Consider the following 17,949-nt stretch of genomic DNA (forward strand, 5'->3'; position numbering starts at 1 on the left):
TACTTAATGAACCTATACTGTTATCTTAAACAGTATAGGTTTTTTGTTTTTTTTAAAATGATTAAGCTATTATTCCAAATAGAAATTCATTAAATTTGTATTTCTTGGTTTTAAAAAACTTTAAACCTTAAACTTTAAACCTAAATTTTTTAATGTCGAGTATAATACAATTACTTCCTGATCATGTTGCCAATCAAATTGCTGCTGGTGAAGTGGTTCAAAGACCTGCTTCAGTGGTCAAAGAGTTGCTTGAAAATGCAGTTGATGCACGAGCGACGGATATTAAATTAATTATTAAAGATGCCGGAAAAGCCTTAGTGCAAGTAATTGATAATGGTTTGGGAATGAATGTTACTGATGCGCGTTTGTGTTTTGAACGCCATGCCACTTCCAAGATTCGTCAAGCCGAAGATTTGTTTTCGTTGCATACCAAAGGGTTTCGTGGAGAAGCTTTAGCCTCTATTGCGGCTATATCTCATGTAGAAATGAAAACCAAGCAAGAACAAGAAGAACTTGGAACCCATATTATTATTGAAGGTAGTAAATTTGTATCTCAGGACGTTGCCGTTTTGCCCAAAGGAACCTCGTTTGCTGTCAAAAATTTATTTTTTAATATTCCAGCGCGGCGTAATTTCTTAAAGTCGGATACGGTGGAATACCGCCATATTATTGATGAATTTCAACGCGTAGCTTTGGCTCACCCACAAATACATTTCACCTTTTACCACAATGGAAGTGAAATGTTCAATTTGCCGGCTTCAACTTTACGCCAACGTATTGTTACTATTTTTACGGGCAAAACCAATGAAAAATTAGTACCGGTTCAGGAAGAAACAGAAATAGTTACCATTCAGGGATTTGTTAGCAAACCAGAATTTGCAAAGAAAAATCGGGGCGAACAGTTTTTCTTTGTCAATGATCGTTTTATTAAAAGTGGTTATTTACATCATGCGGTTATGGCTGCCTATGACGGAATCTTAAAAGACGGTGCACAGCCCAGTTATTTTCTATATTTATCGGTGCCTCCAAACACAATAGATATAAATATTCATCCTACTAAAACGGAGATTAAGTTTGATGATGAACATGCCTTATACGCTATTTTAAGAGCTTCCATAAAACATAGTTTAGGACAGTTTAATGTAGCTCCCGTTTTAGATTTTGACCGCGATGCTAATCTGGACACGCCATATCATTATAAAGATTTAGAAGGTGCTACGCCAACAATTCAGGTAGATGGTAATTTCAATCCTTTTGCTGAGGATAAACCCAGTAAGCAATTTTCCAGTTATAGAAAACCAGAGCCAACATCTAATTGGGAAAGTTTATACGTAGGTTTAAAACAAGATACGGACGAAATAGGACAGATGACTTTTGAAAATGAAGAAGTGACTTCTTCTTTATTTAATGACGAAGAAGTAGAACATTCTGTTCATAAAACGTATCAAATTCATAAAAAATACATTGTTTCTTCAATCAAATCAGGAATGGTAATTGTAGATCAGCAACGGGCGCATCAACGGGTTTTGTATGAGCAGTTTTTAGTAAATATGACGGTGAATCAGGCATCTAGCCAGCAACTGTTATTTCCTTTGAATCTGTTTTTTTCGTCGAGCGAAATGGAACTCATCGGTGAATTACAATTATCATTAATGAATACTGGATTTGTCTTCGAAGAAAACAACACCGATCATGTTGTTATTTCAGGAATTCCAGTGAATGTAACGGAAAGCGAAGTGTCACTGGTTTTAGAACAATTATTAAGCGATTTGCAGGATGGAATTCCAGAGAGTAGCTTTAGTCAAAACGATACAATTGCCAAATCTATGGCCAAAAGTTTAGCGGTAAAAACTGGAACACACTTAACCGAAAAAGAACAGGAGAACTTGGTCAACGGACTTTTTGCTTGCAAAGACCCCAATGTTTCCCCATTTCATAAACCCACTTTCATCACGATGCGTGTGGAAGATTTAGATAAAAAATTTGCATTATGAGAAACGTAACTGAGACAGTAAAACAATTAATAATTATAAATGTACTTTTTTTTGTAGGTACACTGGTAATAGGTGATGTGGCATATAAAATATTAGCCTTATATTTTCCTGAAAATAAAGACTTTCAATTGTGGCAACCTATTACACACATGTTCATGCATGGAGGGTTTATGCATATTTTTTTCAATATGTTTGCGTTGTACTCTTTTGGCTCAGCATTAGAACAAATCTGGGGAAGCAAGAAATTTTTATTTTTCTATATTTCCTGCGGATTAGGCGCTGCTTTGTTGCATACGGGTGTCAATTATTACTATTTTCAAGAGGGCGTGAATACGCTAATCGCTAATGGATTTCCTAAACAAGATATTTTACAATTATTGAACGAGGGTAAAATTGATACTAGATGGCAGCAATTTATAGCAGCTGGAGATTTTCAAAACTTTACTAGTGCTTTTGCGGGTACCGCAGTTGGTGCATCGGGAGCTATTTATGGGATAATTGTAGCATTTGCTTTTATGTTTCCTAATGCAGAATTGGCTTTGATGTTTATTCCTGTACCAATAAAAGCAAAATATTTTGTACCCGGCTTAGTATTAGTTGATTTATATTTAGGTATTTCTGGAAAATCTATTTTTGGAGGTGGAGGAATAGCCCATTTTGCTCACGTTGGTGGTGCTTTGTTTGGATTTATTATTATGTGGTATTGGAAGAAAAATCAGTTCAATCAAAACCGTTGGAATTAAAATAAAATAGTTTTTTTAGACAATTAAAATCGGCTACCAAATATTAAAAATATATGAATATTATTGATGACTTGAAAGTACAATACAAGATAGGAGGGATAGTGACTCGGCTAATCTTTTGGAATGTGGCTTTGTTTGTGATTCCGTGGTTGTTTTTTGAGCTTTTATCTTTGCTGGGCATCAATATTGATTACCTTAATTATGTGAGTTTATCATCTAATGGGGCGCTATTACTCTGGAAACCATGGTCATTGCTTTCGTATTCTTTTTTTCATAGCGGCATCATGCACATCATTTTTAACATGATTGTTCTGAATTTTTCAGGCAGATTGTTTATGACCTATTTTACATCCAAGCAATTGTTTGGGTTGTATGTATTAAGCGCTATTTTTGCAGGGATTAGTTATGTTCTGATCTTTTATTTGCTGAATATAAATGCACCTATTGTGGGAGCATCAGCAGCTATTATGGCTATTTTAGTTGCTACAACAACCTATTATCCGTTGATGGATCTGAGGTTATTGATCATTGGAAATGTCAAGTTATGGCATGTTACAGCTGTTATTCTTGTTATCGATTTGATGCAATTGCGATCTGAAAATATGGGCGGACACATTTCTCATCTAGCTGGAGCTCTGTTTGGATTTATTTTTATTAAATTGCTTCAGAATGGAACTGATTTAAGTACCGCTGTATCTCGCTTTATTGATTTTTTTACTAATTTGTTCCAAAAAAATCCGAGAACACCTTTCAAAAAAGTTCACAAAAATTACAGCCGGCCAGAGGTAAAGTCAGTTTCAAAAATCGTTACAAAAGATAAATCACAGCAACAAATTGATGAGATTTTGGATAAAATTAGCCAATCTGGTTATGATAGCTTGAGCAGTGAGGAAAAAGAATTCTTATTTAAAGTAGGTAAATAATAATACGAAAGTTTTGAATACTTTAATTTAAAAAATAGAGAAAATGAGGAATCTTTCATGGTTAAATAAAGGAATGTTTTTTTTGAATATAGTGCTGACTATAGTGACCTTTATTGCCTATGTTTTGCCTTTTTTGGCTCCCAAATCTTTCCCGCTTTTGTCAGTGTTGACGCTATTTATGCCGCTTTTTTTCATATTTAATGGGTTGTTTTTTGTCTATTGGGCATTTCAATTTAAAAAGCAATTAATTGTCTCGGGTTTGGTATTATTGATTGGGATTACTTTTATAAATAAATTTTATAAATTCTCTTCTCTTGAACTTCCAATAGCCGAAAAAGATTTTACGGTAATGAGTTATAATGTTCGCCTTTTTAATGTGTTTAAATGGATCGAAAGAGACGATGTACCGGCTGATATTCTCACCTTTATTAATGATAAGAATCCTGATATTTTGTGTATTCAGGAGTACTCTTCATCAGCAAATATTGATTTGAAAGTGTATCCGCACCGATATATTTTTACAGAAGGCAACCAAATTAAAACGGGTCAAGCCATTTTTTCTAAATTTCCAATTATTGACCAAGGAAATATCATTTTCCCAAATTCCAGTAACAACGTTGTTTTTGCAGATGTCAAGAAAGGAAAAGACATTATCAGAGTGTACAACATGCACATCCAATCCATTAAAATATCGCCTGATGTGAATGAAATTGACGAAAATATTGATGCTATGAATCAGCAGAAATCGCAAGTTTTATTTAGACGTATAAGCAAAGCATTCAAGCAGCAGCAGCAGCAGGCAGAGATTTTTAAAGAGCATAAAATAAAATGTATCTATCCTATGATTATTTGTGGTGACATGAATAACAGTGCGTATTCGTATGTGTACCGTAGTATCAAAGGGAAGTTGAAAGATAGCTTTGAAGAAGCTGGTAAAGGATTTGGAGAGACCTATAAGTTCCGATATTATCCAGCTAGAATTGATTACATTTTTGCTGATGAAAAAATGAAAGTGAAAAAATTTGAAAACTTCCCACAATTCATAAATTCAGACCATTTTCCTATTATGGCCAGATTGTCTCTGGAGTGATCACAAATCTGATTTTTATTTGATACTAAAGCGTTGGTTTTTTAAATAATCCATCGCGTATTTCCCTTCGTTAAACAGCAAATCTAACACACTTAAATTGTTGATAAAACCATGTTTGTCATCAAAAACCTGCGTGTAACTTTCAAAAGAAGAAGTATCTTTTTTTCCATTTACTAAAGTTCGAAAATCCATAATAATAGTGGGATCAACCTCTGGAATGTATGCTGTTGTCGTTTTGTAATCTAGTTTGATTCTAAAACAGTGGGAAAGAATTTCTAAAACTTCAAAATTCAAGTCTATTAAAAAGGTATGTTTTTTTTCGAAGATAGGTCTGATATCGTCTTCAAAAAATTCAAAAAAAGGAGAACTTCTATAAGCTGCTTCCAGTGATTTGAAGTGTTGTTTTTGCCAATCAAAATCCGTTTCAATTTTAATATCTTTCGTTTTTGGATGACTTTCTTTCGAATGTTTTATAGGAATGTTTAATAACTGAATGCCATTTGGACTATAAATATAAGCTCTGTTGCGGTTGGTTTGTTTCTGAAAATTATCGGCAACTTCAAAGGTGATGCTTTCTGATTGCACCATGGCGGCAAAATGGCTAATTGATGGAAAGTAAGTTGGGTGAAGGAGAATATTCATATTTGTTGTAATGTATTATTATTTTAATGTAAAAAGTCATAAAGCTATATAGGCTATAGACTTTATGACTTCTGACATTCAAACTTTTACTATTGTTTAGCTAATTTTCTTTTTTTCCAAAAATATTCTCCTATGAAAAATGCTGCTAAAGCAAATAGGAAGTATTTTAAATAGGATTGTGGCTGTCCGTCGCCGCTAACTGTTGTGAACACTCGATCCCAACGTATTTTATTCAAGCCTTTCCCATTCGTATCCCAACTTAGCCAAATAAAAATGGGCTTCCCTACAATGTGATTTTCAGGAACAAATCCCCAATAACGACTGTCTTCTGAGTTGTGACGATTGTCACCCATCATCCAGTAATAGTTCTGTTTAAAAGTGTACTCTTTTACTACTTTACCATTAATTTTTATTTCCGTTCCATTTACCTGTACTTCGTTTTTAACGCCATTTTCAGCAGTTTCATAATCAGTAATGATCATTTTGTAAAACGGTAAGGTTTCAACTGTCAAAGCAACGGTTTTCCCTTTTTCTGGAACATAGATCGGTCCGTAATTATCACTGTTCCACTTATTGATATGTGGAAATACCCCTTTTCCATTATTAGCTTGGTCAATATCGGTAGCTATCTGTCTGGTAACTCCTGTGATTCCGGGTATATTTTTTAATCTTTCAGCGCTGGCATCTGTCAAAGCACTAAAAAACAAGGTATCTCTTTTGGTTTGATCCGTAAACATCACTGGATCGGTAACATCCATTTCTTTCAGTAAATATTCAAAATCGATTGGTGTTTTACCGTCCAATGCTACTTTGTAAGAGAATTGGGGTTTAGCTCTTTCTGGTAATTGTAAAATTTTACCATCGATATATACCATTCCGTCTTTAATAGATAGGTTATCTCCTGGAATTCCAACACATCTTTTTACATAGTTTGATTTTTTATCAACTGGTTTAAAAGCACGTCTTTTTGAAGTGTCAAAAAACCTATAAACTGTATCTACGGGCCAGTTAAAAACAACAATGTCCGTACGATCAATATTCTGAATTCCAGGCAGTCTCATATAAGGCAATTGAGGCCAAGTCAAGTAAGATTTGTTTTTTGTCAAAGGAATAGAGTCATGAACCATAGGCAAAGCAACAGTAGTCATAGGAACTCTGGCGCCATAATTCATCTTACTTACAAATAAAAAGTCACCTACTAGTAATGATTTTTCCAAGGAAGAAGTTGGAATGGTAAAGGGTTGTATGAAATAGGTATGAACTATTGTTGCTACTACAATTGCAAAAAGTAACGAACTAACAGTATCAGCAGTTTTGTTGTGAGGTGCCAAACTTCTATCTGCTACGTATTCTAATTTTTGAGCATAATTCAAGTAATAAATATAAAATCCCAAAGTTATTAGTACTAAAAAAGTATCTAATCCTGAACGTTTTCCAAAACTACGTAGTGTTTCTACCCAAATTACAGGAAACATAATGAGATTAATAATAGGGATAAAAAGTAAAATTGTCCACCAGGTTGGTCGACCTATTATTTTCATCAAAACTATTGCATTATATACGGGAATTGCAGCTTCCCAACGTTTTCTTCCGGCACTTTCATATAATTTCCATGTTCCTAAAAAATGAACTATTTGCACCAGCAGAAAGAATACAAACCATTGATATATTGACATAATATGTTTATTTGATTAACGAGTTATTTGTTTTTTCTAAAATTTGAACGGTTTATGATTTCTAAAAATCTATCGATATGAAAGTTTATGCATCTAATTCTAATACATCTTTCATTGTAAAAACACCTTGTTTGCCTACAATCCATTCAGCTGCAATTACGGCACCTAAAGCAAATCCTTCACGATTGTGTGCGGTATGCTTGATTTCAATGGCATCTACTTCAGAATTATAAGTTACCGTGTGGGTTCCTGGAACTGTACCTATTCTTTTCGCTTCGATTTGAATTTGTTTACCTTGTTCGCTGTCGTTCGGGTCGGTTGCCTTTGGTTTTTCTAATGTCCAATTGGTGTATGAACTATTTTGGATAACACCTTCGGCTAATGAAATTGCGGTACCACTTGGAGCATCAAGTTTTTGAGTATGATGAATTTCCTCCATTGTCACAGAGTAATTTTTGAATTTAGACATCATTTTTGCCAAATACGCATTAAGCTCAAAGAAAATATTCACTCCTAAACTAAAGTTAGAACTAGAAATAAAACCGCCATTCTTTTCCTTGCATAGTGCTACCATTTCATCGTAATGATCTAACCAGCCTGTAGTTCCTGAAATCACTGGAACATTGGCATGAAAACAACTAGAAATATTAGTTACTGCAGCCGTTGGAACACTAAAATCAATGGCTACATCAGCGGTAGAAAGGCCTTCAAACGTATTGTTCTCGTCTTTTTTCAAAACGATTTCATGGCCTCTTTCCAGTGCAATTCGTTCAATTACCTGACCCATTTTACCGTATCCTAAAAGCGCAATTTTCATTTGATTGTATATTATGGTTTCAATTTTAGACAACGAAGCATCGAATTGCTTTCGCTCTAAAAATTATAATTAAATGTTAGTCCCACATTAGTCTTTAATGTTACATCATTGGGATAAAGAACAGGTCGTATCGATAAGTTTTCATCTACATTGAATTGTATTAATGCAGCATCGACATTCGCATCAATGATATTCAGAGCATAAAATGCTAAGGTGACTAAGGCTGATAAATCGCGATTTCTTTGGTAAAATTTTTGTCCAGCAATCAATCGATTGTTATCTAAAAAAGCTAAGTCATCAGTGGTGTATCCTTCAAGTCTACTTTTGTAAGCGTCTCGGTATTGATGGTATTTTTTATTATTGTCAATATAAAAATAAATACTAGTACCTAAAGCACCGTAAACAAGAGGAATTTTCCAATATTTTTTATTGTAAGCTTGACCCAATCCAGGTAAAACGGCAGAGTAAAATGCTGCCTTTGCAGGAGTTAAAGGATCAATATCATTAGATTTCAAAGTGTCTTTAACTACAAGTTTTGCTGGCTCTGTTTGGGCACAAACAACAGTATTACCAATGAATAAAAGGAATAGACCTATGAAAATTATTTTATGCACTATTCGTTTATTAATTTAATAATTCTGTTGAAATCCTCTTCAGAATGAAATGGTATAGTGATTTTTCCTTTGCCATTCCCAGCTACTTTCACATCGACTTTGGTTCCAAAGTAGTTTGTAAAAGTACTTTTATGTTCATCTGCAATTTCAAATGAAGCTGCTTTTGGTTTGCCTGCAGGCTTAGGTTTTAAACTTTCTTGGTAGTTTTTTACTAGTGTTTCGGTATCGCGAACAGATAGATTTTGACTAACAATTTTTTGATAAATATCAGTTTGTACCTCTTGGTCTTCAATATTAATGATGGCGCGTCCATGACCCATACTAATGAATTCGTCACGGATACCTGTTTGTATAATTGGATCTAGTTTCAAAAGTCTTAAGTAATTCGCAATTGTAGAACGCTTTTTTCCAACACGCTCACTCATTTGCTCTTGAGTCAATTGAATTTCGTCAATCAAGCGTTGGTAGGAAAGCGCAATTTCAATGGGATCTAAATCATGACGTTGAATATTTTCAACCAAGGCCATGACAAGTGATTCGTTATCATTTGCAATACGAATATAAGCAGGAACAGTCGTCAAGCCAACCAAAGTAGAAGCACGAAGACGGCGTTCTCCAGAGATCAATTGGTATTTATTAAACTCTAATTTCCGAACCGTAATGGGTTGAATAACTCCTAATTCCTTAATCGATGTGGCTAATTCTCGTAGCGATTCTTCATTGAAATTGCTTCTTGGTTGAAACGGATTTATCTCAATTGCAGTAATTTCAAGCTCAATAATATTCCCTACAACTTTATCAGCATTTTTGTCGTCTACGGATTTGATATCGTTTTCTGGATCTTTCAATAATGCAGATAATCCTCTTCCTAAGGCTTGTTTTTTAATTGCTTGTGCCATAAAACTATTTGCTATTTTTCTTAATTATTTCTTGGGCAAGATGCAAGTAGTTAATTGCTCCTTTGCTAGTCGCATCGTAGTTTATTATACTTTCTCCAAAACTTGGAGCCTCGCTCAGTTTCACATTTCTTTGAATAATTGTGTCAAAAACCATATCGTTGAAGTGTTTTTGAACTTCCTCAACTACTTGATTAGACAAACGCAATCTAGAATCAAACATGGTTAACAAAAGTCCTTCAATATCTAAATCTGGATTGTGAATTTTCTGGATACTTTTTATCGTATTCAATAATTTCCCTAAACCTTCCAGAGCGAAATACTCACATTGAATAGGAATTACCACTGAGTCAGCTGCAGTCAGCGCATTCAGGGTAAGCAATCCAAGTGACGGAGCGCAATCAATAATGATGTAATCATACTCATCTTTAATACTTTCCAATGCTTTTTTTAGCATGTATTCTCTATTTTCTTTATCGACTAATTCGATTTCAATAGCGACAAGATCAATATGTGATGGAATAACATCCACATTTGGTGCAGAACATTTTACAATGGCCTCTTTCGGAGTGTGACTGTGTTCTAAAATTTGATACGTACCTATTTCAACAGATTCAACATCAATCCCCAATCCTGAAGAAGCATTTGCCTGTGGATCAGCATCAATAAGTAATACTTTTTTTTCTAAAACCCCTAATGAAGCAGCAAGATTAACTGATGTTGTAGTCTTTCCTACTCCTCCTTTTTGATTAGCAATCGCGATGATTTTGCCCATTTATTTTCTAAATTTTGAACCGTAAAAATACAATTATTTATGGTTTCTAAAAATCTATTTTGTTAACATTCGTTAAAGCTTGATTAGTCGGATATTGTGTAGTGTCATTTTCAAATTAAATTTTGCTTTCTAGGAGCTTATCCACCTGTACGCTACAAGTTTTTGCATCACTGCATAATTTTCTAAAGCCCTAAAAGGAGCTTCTTTCAGTCGCTCTTTTAGTTCTAGAAAATAAAGCAGTGATGCTGCAAAGCTTTTCGCTCCCATCTGGGCTAAAAAGAGTTCGCTGTACAATGGTTTTTGGTGCTATTCTAAAAGTTGCAACAATTGCAATTTAATTACTGTTCTTATTTTTCAAAATGTTTTGCAGAAGCTAAAAAGAATTGTATATTTGCACCCGCTTTCGGGGTGTAGCGTAGCTCGGTTATCGCGCCTGCTTTGGGAGCAGGAGGCCGCAGGTTCGAATCCTGCCACCCCGACAAAAGCCGAACGATATCGTTCGGCTTTTTTTATTTTTAAAAGCAATGTTTTACGTTTACATCCTATTTTCTAAAACTCAAGAAATTTATAATGTAGGCTATAATTCTATGATAGTAGAGGAAAGACTTCGTCGTTATTTAAGTGCGCATTTTAAAGTAAGAGCCAAAAATTGGGAAGGTTGCAGGTTTGAATTTCCGTTTTCGGAATAAACACTGCCACTCTTACTTTAAATCGGTTCTCCTTGATACAGAAGTGATTTTTCTATTCCAAAATAATTAAAACTGATACAACATTCTCCTTTGTACCGTAATTAAATCTTATTTTTGCACCGTAAAATTATAATTCACTCTTATTATGTCAGATACAATCGAAAAAATTAAATGTCTTATTATAGGTTCTGGTCCAGCAGGATATACTGCGGCAATTTATGCGGCTAGAGCCAACATGAATCCTGTTGTATACCAAGGAATGCAGCCTGGTGGACAATTGACCACTACAAACGAAGTAGAAAACTGGCCAGGAAATCCAGAAGGAATTACAGGACCAGAAATGATGGTGGGTTTACAAGCACAAGCACAACGTTTTGGTACTGATGTGCGTGATGGTTGGGCTACAAAAGTAGATTTCTCTGGCGATATTCATAAAGTTTGGATTAATGAGACCAAAGAGTTGCATTGTGAAACGGTTATTATTTCGACTGGAGCTTCAGCTAAATATTTAGGATTACCATCAGAGCAACACTACTTAAAAATGGGTGGTGGAGTTTCTGCATGTGCTGTTTGTGATGGTTTTTTCTATAGAAATCAAGAAGTAGTAATCGTTGGAGCAGGGGATTCTGCTTGTGAAGAAGCGCATTATTTGTCTAAGTTGTGTAAAAAAGTAACTATGTTGGTGCGTAGCGAAAAATTTAGAGCTTCAAAAATTATGGAAGCACGCGTTCGCAAAACCGAAAATATTACGATCTTGATGAATCACGATACTGTAGAAGTGTTAGGGGATGAGCAAGTGGTGACGGGTGTAAAAGCTTTAAATAAATCTAATGGTGAAACTTTTGATATTCCTGCAACCGGTTTCTTCGTGGCTATTGGTCACAAACCCAATACTGATATTTTCAAAGATTTTATCACACTAGACGAAACAGGATATATTGTGAATACTCCCGGAAGTTCAAAAACAAATGTTGAAGGTGTATTTGTATCTGGAGATGCTGCAGACCACGTATACCGTCAAGCGATTACCGCTGCTGGAACGGGATGTATGGCTGCTCTAGATGCTGAAAGATATTTGGCTGCTAAAGAATAATAAGATCTGGCAGTTTCAAAATAAAAAGTCCCATTTGCAATAGCAAATGGGACTTTTTATAGTTTAGGATATTTTTAAAAAGTCTCTAAACTTTTTATGAAAAGGTTGGGCATAACATTTTCTATTTCAATTTTTTAATCAATTTGGCTTCATCAGCAAATTTTCTTATTTCAATTTTAGCAGCGCCTACCAGTTGGATTTCCGATTTATTAGCCGCATCAATCACTACGGTTGTACTAACATTAACACTGCAATTGGAATAACTTTCTGTCGTCACATCCGCATTTTTTAGCGTTAATTTGTTTGCCGTTAAACTGGCATTATTGTCTAATCGTATCACAGCACTAGTAGCTTCACCTTCCAGAGTCGCATCCGATTTTTGGTACATATCTATTTTTAAATTAGTTGCGGTGATTAAGGCCTTCAAGGAACTATTTTTACTTAATTCAATAGTTGTGTTTTCGGATTTTATGTTGAGCTCTGTTTTTGATTTATCATTGGATTGTAGTACGAATTTTGAAGCATTAACATTCATAAACAACTTGGATGCATCATTCGCTTTCAAGGCGAAATCATCTAATAAAACTTCTTGAATAGCAGTTACCGTGGTTTCGTTTTTAGAGGTAATTGATTTTAGATCGCTCGTATACGTTATTCTGACAATTAATTTTTTGAAGTTAGTTGCTTGTTTTGAAGTGTAAATTCGAAGGGAATTATCACTTTCATCAAGCGCAATAATATCATGTAAATTTTCATCGGCTTCGATTTTTAGTTCTGCTCTTTCCCCTCTTTCCAAATACACTTCTAGATTGTCTTCAACGGTAAGTGATTCGAAGTCACCAATTTTTCTTTGCTCTGTTGTTACTATTTTAGATCCTTTGATTTTATCTTTCTTTTGCCCAAAAGCTACTGTCGTTAAAACAAACAGCAGGAATAACAGCGTATACTTTCTCATAATATTTTAATTTTATATCTACACAAATGTAAAAAAAATCATCCACTTGTAGCGGATGATTTTTTTGATAGTAATAAATAAATGGAGAAGTAGATTACTTCAAAAAGATGTTTAGCTTACTTTTTATTGAATAAAAATTCTTGTCCATTTACCTTAAGAGTAAACTCATTTTTGGATTCTTTAAAATGAATTTCAATTCCTGCTGGTGAATAACTAAATGTATCTGTACCTATCGATTCAAAAGTAAGCGTGGGTTGATCTGTAGCAATTCCGGTAAGATTCCCATTTTCATCTGTTAAAGTGATTTCTATTGGAATCTGTTTGCTTGAAAAACTTCCAAGGTAAGCGTCTAAAATAACTGCTTTTTCCAACTCACTTTTATCGGCGGTCCATACATTATTTTGTGTATTGGTATCTGGTAAGGCATGATCTGGATCGATGGTAATGGATGCAATCTCTTCGGTAGAAGCATGTTTAAATGCCCAATTCGTATTGCGTTGCCAGATCTCTACAGGGAGTTGAACTCTTGAAGTGGCTCCACTTTTAGTTTTGATTTCTAAAACTACTGGCATGGCCATTTTTTCTAAATTATCAATATAAATTTGTGCTCCTAATTTCGGGTCATTTTTTAAATATTTAATTTTAGTAATGCCTTGATCTAGACTCCAATTATTGACGAACCAAGCTCTCCAAAACCAGTTTAAATCCTCTCCAGAAACATTTTCTATTGTTCTAAAAAAATCATCTGGTGTGGGATGTTTAAAAGCCCAACGCTCTGTATATACTCTAAAAGCCTTGTCAAAACGATCCTTGCCTAATACTTGTTCTCGGAGCATAATCAAACCTGAGGATGGTTTTTCATACGCCAATAATCCTAAGTTCGATTCTTTCATCCCGTCGGGTGCAGTCATTATAGGTTCTAATTCTGCATTGGTTAACATATCTGCCATTCGTTGCATATTTGAAGGTCGTTTAGATTTATATTCTCCCTTATTGAAATCTTCAGCACTCAATGAATTGATAAAGGTATTTAATCCTTCATCCATCCAAGCAAATAAACGTTCGTTAGAGCCCACAATCATAGGGAACCATCCATGCCCAAATTCATGATCCGTAACTCTCCACAACTCTCTGTCTTTTGATTTCCAGTCGCAAAAAACAATTGCGGGATATTCCATTCCGCCTTCATTTCCAGCTACATTGGTGGCAGTTGCATACGGATACTCGAACCAACGTTTAGAATAATTTTCAACAGATGATTTGGTGTATTCCGTTGCACGACTCCAAGCATCTTGACCAGCGCTTTCAACAGGATATGCTGAAATAGCTAACGATTTTTTCCCACTAGGTAAATTAATTTTCGCGGCATCTATAACAAATGCTGCTGAGGATGCCCAAGAAACATCACGAGCATTTTTTATTTTAAAATGCCAATCTAAAGTTGATTTTCCAGTAGGTCTAGAAGTTGTATTTGTCACTTCGGCTGCTGATCGGATTATTACTGTGTTGTCGCTTTTAGCAGCTAATGCCCACCTATTCAATTGTTCTGCTGTGTACACTTCTATCGGATTGATTAATTCGCCGGAGCTTACTACAATATGATTTGCTGGTGCTGTAATGGTAACGTCAAAATCGCCAAATTCCAAATAAAATTCGCCAGCTCCTAAATAAGGTAAAGTGTTCCAGCCTTTTACATCGTCATAAACACACATTCTAGGGTACCATTGCGCCATGGTAAATACTTTTCCATTTTTAGTGTCTAAAACACCCATTCTATCCGACCCAAAGTCGGGAGAAATAAATGAAAAATCAATTTTAAGTTGTACACTTCCACCATTTGGGTTTATCTCTTGCGGAAGAAATACTTGCATTCTAGTATCAATTATTTCAAATTTCGCATCAGTTTCTATGGTTTTCCCTTTTTTGTTAGTGACTATCTTAATCGATTTTATTTTATGTCCTCCGTCAAAAATTTGTCCTTTGTCACCGTTACGACTGCCTGCAATGGAGATTATTTTTTCGCCTCTAGAATCATTTTTAAATAGATTTTGATCTACATTCATCCATAAAAAAGAAATTTTATCTGGACTGTTGTTCGTGTACGTTAAAATTTCTGAACCAATAATTTCATTGCTTTTTTCATTCAAAATAGCAGTTAATTTATAGTCAGCTTTGTTCTGCCAATATTTTGCCCCAGGCTGACCGCTCGCTGATCTGGATTCTGTGCCGTTTTTAGTGTAAAAATTGGGGCCAAAAGAATCGTGATAATTGTATTTTGACGCACTTTTATTGTTTATAGTAGTTGCAGTTTTGGTCTCTTGTGCTTGGAGTGACGCTACTCCAAAAAACAAAGCTAAATAAGGTGTAGCTTGAAAGAAAATGTTTTTCATAATGTGATTTTTTGATTGATGATTGCTGGTTGCGATCTTGATTTCGATCTTTAAAATGATTAAAAAATAGGGTTTGGATTGTTAAAAATGTATTATTTTTTTAAACAGGGTTCAAAAAAAACATCCTTGATTAGAGAATGTTTTTTATGACTTTTCAAAATTATTTATATCCTGCTGATACTGCCCCCAGAATTAGATTCTTTACGAACTGATTTTGGTTCTTTACTATAGCTTATGCTTCCGCCACTTGATGCTTCTGCATCTAAACTCACAATGGCATTGGTACTAATAGTTGCACCGCTGGATACATCGGCAGTGACTTCATTTGAGGCCAAATTTTTGGCGTCGATCGCACTGCCACTAGAGGCACTCAATTGTATATTTAAAGCAAGACCATTAATTTTGATAGTGCTTCCGCTACTAGAATCGCAGGTAATATCATCCGCCTCTATAGTGAGATCTATTGTCGCAGCACTTGATGTGTTTAGTGCTATATTCTCTCCTTTTATGGTGTTCTTACTAGTAATTGAAGCATCACTACTGGCTTCGAGTTGTTCAATTACAGGCATTTTAACGGTTACTTTCATAACTTCGGTATTGATAAAATACGTTTCATCACATGATATTACCAGTATTCCATTTTCTACAGTTGTACTAATGTGTTTTTGCAAGTTGTCATCAGCTTCAACCATTATTCCAGTTTCGTCCGATTGTTCAATAACGACATCTATGCTATTGCTAACTTCTATGCTTTTGAAATTGCCTTCAACAATGCGTTTCTCTGTGGTTATGTTTCCACTTCCCTTTATTGAATTCAAATTAATAGAGTGGTTGCACGAGGCAAATAACAATGCTATTATGGCAACCAGAATGAATTTTGTGATTAATGTGATGATTTTTAACATGACTAATTTGTTTTAATGATGATACCGTCTTTATTCATTGTTAAGCTACTTTTGGATGTAGTTGTTGTTATAATATTTTGTCCATTTACTTTTAAAATAACTTCCGAAGAATCACTTTTAGAATTAGGAGCATTGACATCTATATCTGTGGCCTCATTCGTGTTGCTTAGATTATTTTCATCACTCACGCAGTTTATGCATCTCAATATATTGTCTTCAACTCTATAAACGTCATTGCTAGATTCAGGATTCCATAAGAAGTAATCTCCATCAGTACGATCATAATTTCTCATGGATGCATCTGGTTTTATTAGAGTTCCTTTAGGTAAATATAATGTTATTTCAATTTCCTGATCTCTGAATTTATTTTTTAAATCGGTTAATAAATAGTTGTCTAAAATCAATTGATTTCCAATTATTGTATAAGCATATTTAATTTTTTCTGCTCTTTTTTTAGCTTCTGACAATGATTTTCCTTTTGCCTCTTTTTCAATTTGGATGTAAGGTAGTTTTTCGTCTGTATTTTCTATTTTAAAACTAACCTCATTAGAGTAAATGACATCAGTACCCGTAGAATCTTGGCTTACTGTAAAATCAGTGCGGTCTTCAACGTTTTTAGCAAAATAATCATTGTGTCTGAATTTGATATAAAGAGTGTCATTTGGATTCAAATTAATGATTTCTTTCTTAACCACTCGACCGTCTACTGCAAATGCACTTGCTTGTTTTATTCCAATTGATATCGCTATCGAAACTGCAATCAACCAAAGTGCTAACAAGGTGTATTTTGCAATGTTTCCTATAGATTTCATATTGGGAGCTAATAATTTGAACCCTAATAACGCTAGGAAAAAGAAAGGAATTCCAACAGCAAAGAACATCAAAAGTCCAAAAGCCCATATCGGATAATCTGTAAAATTACCTGCTTCTATAAAGCCCTGCCAAGGAAAATCAATAAATAATCCAGATCCAAGTGTAAAAATACCCACCAGCAGAAAAAATAATACTGTTATGCCGGTAATGATCAAAATCACTCCTAAAAACTTAGCAAAAACTTTGAATACAGTCATAACAAAATCACCAAAGGAATTTCCCAATCTTCCTGCACCTGTTTTTATTTGATTCCCGTATTTATCGTAATCAACATTTTTCAATTTATCCGAAACATTTTCAAATTCCTCTCTTACTTTTTTTTCAATATTAGAAATAGTAACTGGTTCTCCCGTCATTTCTAGTTTTTCAGATGTGGTTATAGCTTCGGGTGCTACAATCCAAAGGATGATATAAGCTAAAATTCCAGTTCCAAATCCAGCAAAAACTAATAGTATCAATACAATTCTGATCCAAACAGCGTCTAGTCCAAAATAATGACCTAAACCAGAAGCTACACCGCCAATCATTCCTTTTTCTTTATCGCGGTATAATTTTTTTGTTCTAGTGTTTGCAGTAGAGTTATAGGATGTAGCTCCTTTTAATTCATCCTCTATAATGTAGTCCTCTGGTTGTCCCATAACGGCAATAACCGCATCTACATCTCTTAAACCTACGACTTGTTTGTCATTTACCAGTTTCTCATTCAGTAATTCCGAAACACGCATTTCAATATCTTTTATAATTTCATCATGTCCTGATGAGTTCGATAAAGAACGTTTTATGGCATCAAAATATCGTGTTAATTTTTGGTATGCATCTTCATCAATATGAAAAATCATTCCGCCTAGATTTATATTTACAGTTTTGTTCATGA

General features: G+C 34.5%; 15 protein-coding genes and 1 tRNA gene. 6 read left to right on the forward strand and 10 right to left on the reverse strand.

Annotation, left to right across the window (positions count from 1 at the left end):
• Window positions 1-152: 152 nt before the first annotated feature.
• From mutL to ACNQGB_RS10410, 4 genes are read left to right on the forward strand one after another with little or no spacing between them, the layout of a single operon-like run.
• Complete coding sequence (mutL, locus tag ACNQGB_RS10395) at window positions 153-1,994, forward strand: DNA mismatch repair endonuclease MutL (protein WP_417944081.1); 1,842 nt, start codon at window positions 153-155, stop codon at window positions 1,992-1,994.
• The gene (locus ACNQGB_RS10400; protein WP_417944082.1) at window positions 1,991-2,737 is read left to right on the forward strand and encodes a rhomboid family intramembrane serine protease; all 747 of its coding nucleotides are present in this window, start codon (window positions 1,991-1,993) and stop codon (window positions 2,735-2,737) included. Before mutL ends, ACNQGB_RS10400 begins: the two co-directional genes overlap by 4 nt.
• Before the next feature lie 53 nt (window positions 2,738-2,790).
• On the forward strand, window positions 2,791-3,660 hold the full coding sequence (locus tag ACNQGB_RS10405) for a rhomboid family intramembrane serine protease (RefSeq protein WP_417944083.1): 870 nt from the start codon (window positions 2,791-2,793) through the stop codon (window positions 3,658-3,660).
• A gap of 43 nt (window positions 3,661-3,703) precedes the next feature.
• Window positions 3,704-4,750 carry an endonuclease/exonuclease/phosphatase family protein gene (locus ACNQGB_RS10410; protein WP_417944084.1) on the forward strand — a complete coding sequence of 349 codons (1,047 nt, stop codon included), beginning with the start codon at window positions 3,704-3,706 and terminating at the stop codon, window positions 4,748-4,750.
• 15 nt (window positions 4,751-4,765) lie between these two features.
• Here the strand turns inward: ACNQGB_RS10410 and ACNQGB_RS10415 are convergent, their stop codons facing one another.
• The 6 genes from ACNQGB_RS10415 to ACNQGB_RS10440 form a co-directional block, all read right to left on the reverse strand.
• A complete protein-coding gene (locus ACNQGB_RS10415) occupies window positions 4,766-5,392 on the reverse strand; it encodes a WbqC family protein (RefSeq protein ID WP_417944085.1) in 627 nt (208 codons plus the stop codon).
• A gap of 89 nt (window positions 5,393-5,481) precedes the next feature.
• A complete protein-coding gene (gene lepB / locus ACNQGB_RS10420) occupies window positions 5,482-7,068 on the reverse strand; it encodes a signal peptidase I (protein WP_417944086.1) in 1,587 nt (528 codons plus the stop codon).
• 85 nt (window positions 7,069-7,153) lie between these two features.
• Window positions 7,154-7,885, reverse strand: a complete 732-nt coding sequence (gene dapB, locus ACNQGB_RS10425) for a 4-hydroxy-tetrahydrodipicolinate reductase (RefSeq protein ID WP_417944087.1) — start codon at window positions 7,883-7,885, stop codon at window positions 7,154-7,156.
• 56 nt (window positions 7,886-7,941) lie between these two features.
• Window positions 7,942-8,499: a DUF5683 domain-containing protein gene (locus tag ACNQGB_RS10430; protein ID WP_417944088.1), complete on the reverse strand. Its 558-nt coding sequence runs from the start codon at window positions 8,497-8,499 to the stop codon at window positions 7,942-7,944.
• Window positions 8,499-9,398: a ParB/RepB/Spo0J family partition protein gene (locus ACNQGB_RS10435; protein WP_417944089.1), complete on the reverse strand. Its 900-nt coding sequence runs from the start codon at window positions 9,396-9,398 to the stop codon at window positions 8,499-8,501. Before ACNQGB_RS10435 ends, ACNQGB_RS10430 begins: the two co-directional genes overlap by 1 nt.
• Before the next feature lie 4 nt (window positions 9,399-9,402).
• Entirely contained in the window at window positions 9,403-10,170 is a 768-nt protein-coding gene (locus tag ACNQGB_RS10440) for a ParA family protein (protein WP_309759200.1), read from the reverse strand.
• Between the two features lie 404 nt (window positions 10,171-10,574).
• Between ACNQGB_RS10440 and ACNQGB_RS10445 the strand changes: the two genes are divergently transcribed.
• Together ACNQGB_RS10445 and trxB are read left to right on the forward strand one after the other, a co-directional pair.
• Window positions 10,575-10,649, forward strand: a tRNA-Pro gene (locus ACNQGB_RS10445).
• A gap of 355 nt (window positions 10,650-11,004) precedes the next feature.
• Entirely contained in the window at window positions 11,005-11,952 is a 948-nt protein-coding gene (trxB, locus tag ACNQGB_RS10450; RefSeq protein ID WP_417944090.1) for a thioredoxin-disulfide reductase, read from the forward strand.
• Window positions 11,953-12,073: 121 nt separating this feature from the next.
• On the opposite strand, the gene ACNQGB_RS10455 is transcribed toward trxB, so the two are convergent.
• The 4 genes from ACNQGB_RS10455 to ACNQGB_RS10470 all read right to left on the reverse strand — a co-directional run bounded on the left by ACNQGB_RS10455 (window position 12,074) and on the right by ACNQGB_RS10470 (window position 17,947).
• A complete protein-coding gene (locus ACNQGB_RS10455) occupies window positions 12,074-12,907 on the reverse strand; it encodes a GIN domain-containing protein (RefSeq protein ID WP_417944091.1) in 834 nt (277 codons plus the stop codon).
• A gap of 116 nt (window positions 12,908-13,023) precedes the next feature.
• On the reverse strand, window positions 13,024-15,297 hold the full coding sequence (locus ACNQGB_RS10460) for a M1 family metallopeptidase (protein WP_417944092.1): 2,274 nt from the start codon (window positions 15,295-15,297) through the stop codon (window positions 13,024-13,026).
• Window positions 15,298-15,461: 164 nt separating this feature from the next.
• Window positions 15,462-16,202 carry a head GIN domain-containing protein gene (locus tag ACNQGB_RS10465; protein WP_417944093.1) on the reverse strand — a complete coding sequence of 247 codons (741 nt, stop codon included), beginning with the start codon at window positions 16,200-16,202 and terminating at the stop codon, window positions 15,462-15,464.
• A 2-nt stretch (window positions 16,203-16,204) separates the two neighbouring features.
• Window positions 16,205-17,947, reverse strand: coding sequence for a PspC domain-containing protein (locus ACNQGB_RS10470; protein ID WP_417944094.1), 1,743 nt, complete (start codon window positions 17,945-17,947; stop codon window positions 16,205-16,207).
• Window positions 17,948-17,949: the final 2 nt, after the last annotated feature.

It is taken from the genome of Flavobacterium frigidum (genome assembly GCF_048286795.2).

What these genes read in the sequence shown, in the direction of transcription:
- mutL (WP_417944081.1), top strand. Translation starts at nt 153, where the DNA reads ATGTCGAGTATAATACAATTACTTCCTGATCATGTTGCCAATCAAATT.
- ACNQGB_RS10400 (WP_417944082.1), top strand. Translation starts at nt 1,991, where the DNA reads ATGAGAAACGTAACTGAGACAGTAAAACAATTAATAATTATAAATGTA.
- ACNQGB_RS10405 (WP_417944083.1), top strand. Translation starts at nt 2,791, where the DNA reads ATGAATATTATTGATGACTTGAAAGTACAATACAAGATAGGAGGGATA.
- ACNQGB_RS10410 (WP_417944084.1), top strand. Translation starts at nt 3,704, where the DNA reads ATGAGGAATCTTTCATGGTTAAATAAAGGAATGTTTTTTTTGAATATA.
- ACNQGB_RS10415 (WP_417944085.1), bottom strand. Translation starts at nt 5,392, where the DNA reads ATGAATATTCTCCTTCACCCAACTTACTTTCCATCAATTAGCCATTTT.
- lepB (WP_417944086.1), bottom strand. Translation starts at nt 7,068, where the DNA reads ATGTCAATATATCAATGGTTTGTATTCTTTCTGCTGGTGCAAATAGTT.
- dapB (WP_417944087.1), bottom strand. Translation starts at nt 7,885, where the DNA reads ATGAAAATTGCGCTTTTAGGATACGGTAAAATGGGTCAGGTAATTGAA.
- ACNQGB_RS10435 (WP_417944089.1), bottom strand. Translation starts at nt 9,398, where the DNA reads ATGGCACAAGCAATTAAAAAACAAGCCTTAGGAAGAGGATTATCTGCA.
- ACNQGB_RS10440 (WP_309759200.1), bottom strand. Translation starts at nt 10,170, where the DNA reads ATGGGCAAAATCATCGCGATTGCTAATCAAAAAGGAGGAGTAGGAAAG.
- trxB (WP_417944090.1), top strand. Translation starts at nt 11,005, where the DNA reads ATGTCAGATACAATCGAAAAAATTAAATGTCTTATTATAGGTTCTGGT.
- ACNQGB_RS10455 (WP_417944091.1), bottom strand. Translation starts at nt 12,907, where the DNA reads ATGAGAAAGTATACGCTGTTATTCCTGCTGTTTGTTTTAACGACAGTA.
- ACNQGB_RS10460 (WP_417944092.1), bottom strand. Translation starts at nt 15,297, where the DNA reads ATGAAAAACATTTTCTTTCAAGCTACACCTTATTTAGCTTTGTTTTTT.
- ACNQGB_RS10465 (WP_417944093.1), bottom strand. Translation starts at nt 16,202, where the DNA reads ATGTTAAAAATCATCACATTAATCACAAAATTCATTCTGGTTGCCATA.
- ACNQGB_RS10470 (WP_417944094.1), bottom strand. Translation starts at nt 17,947, where the DNA reads ATGAACAAAACTGTAAATATAAATCTAGGCGGAATGATTTTTCATATT.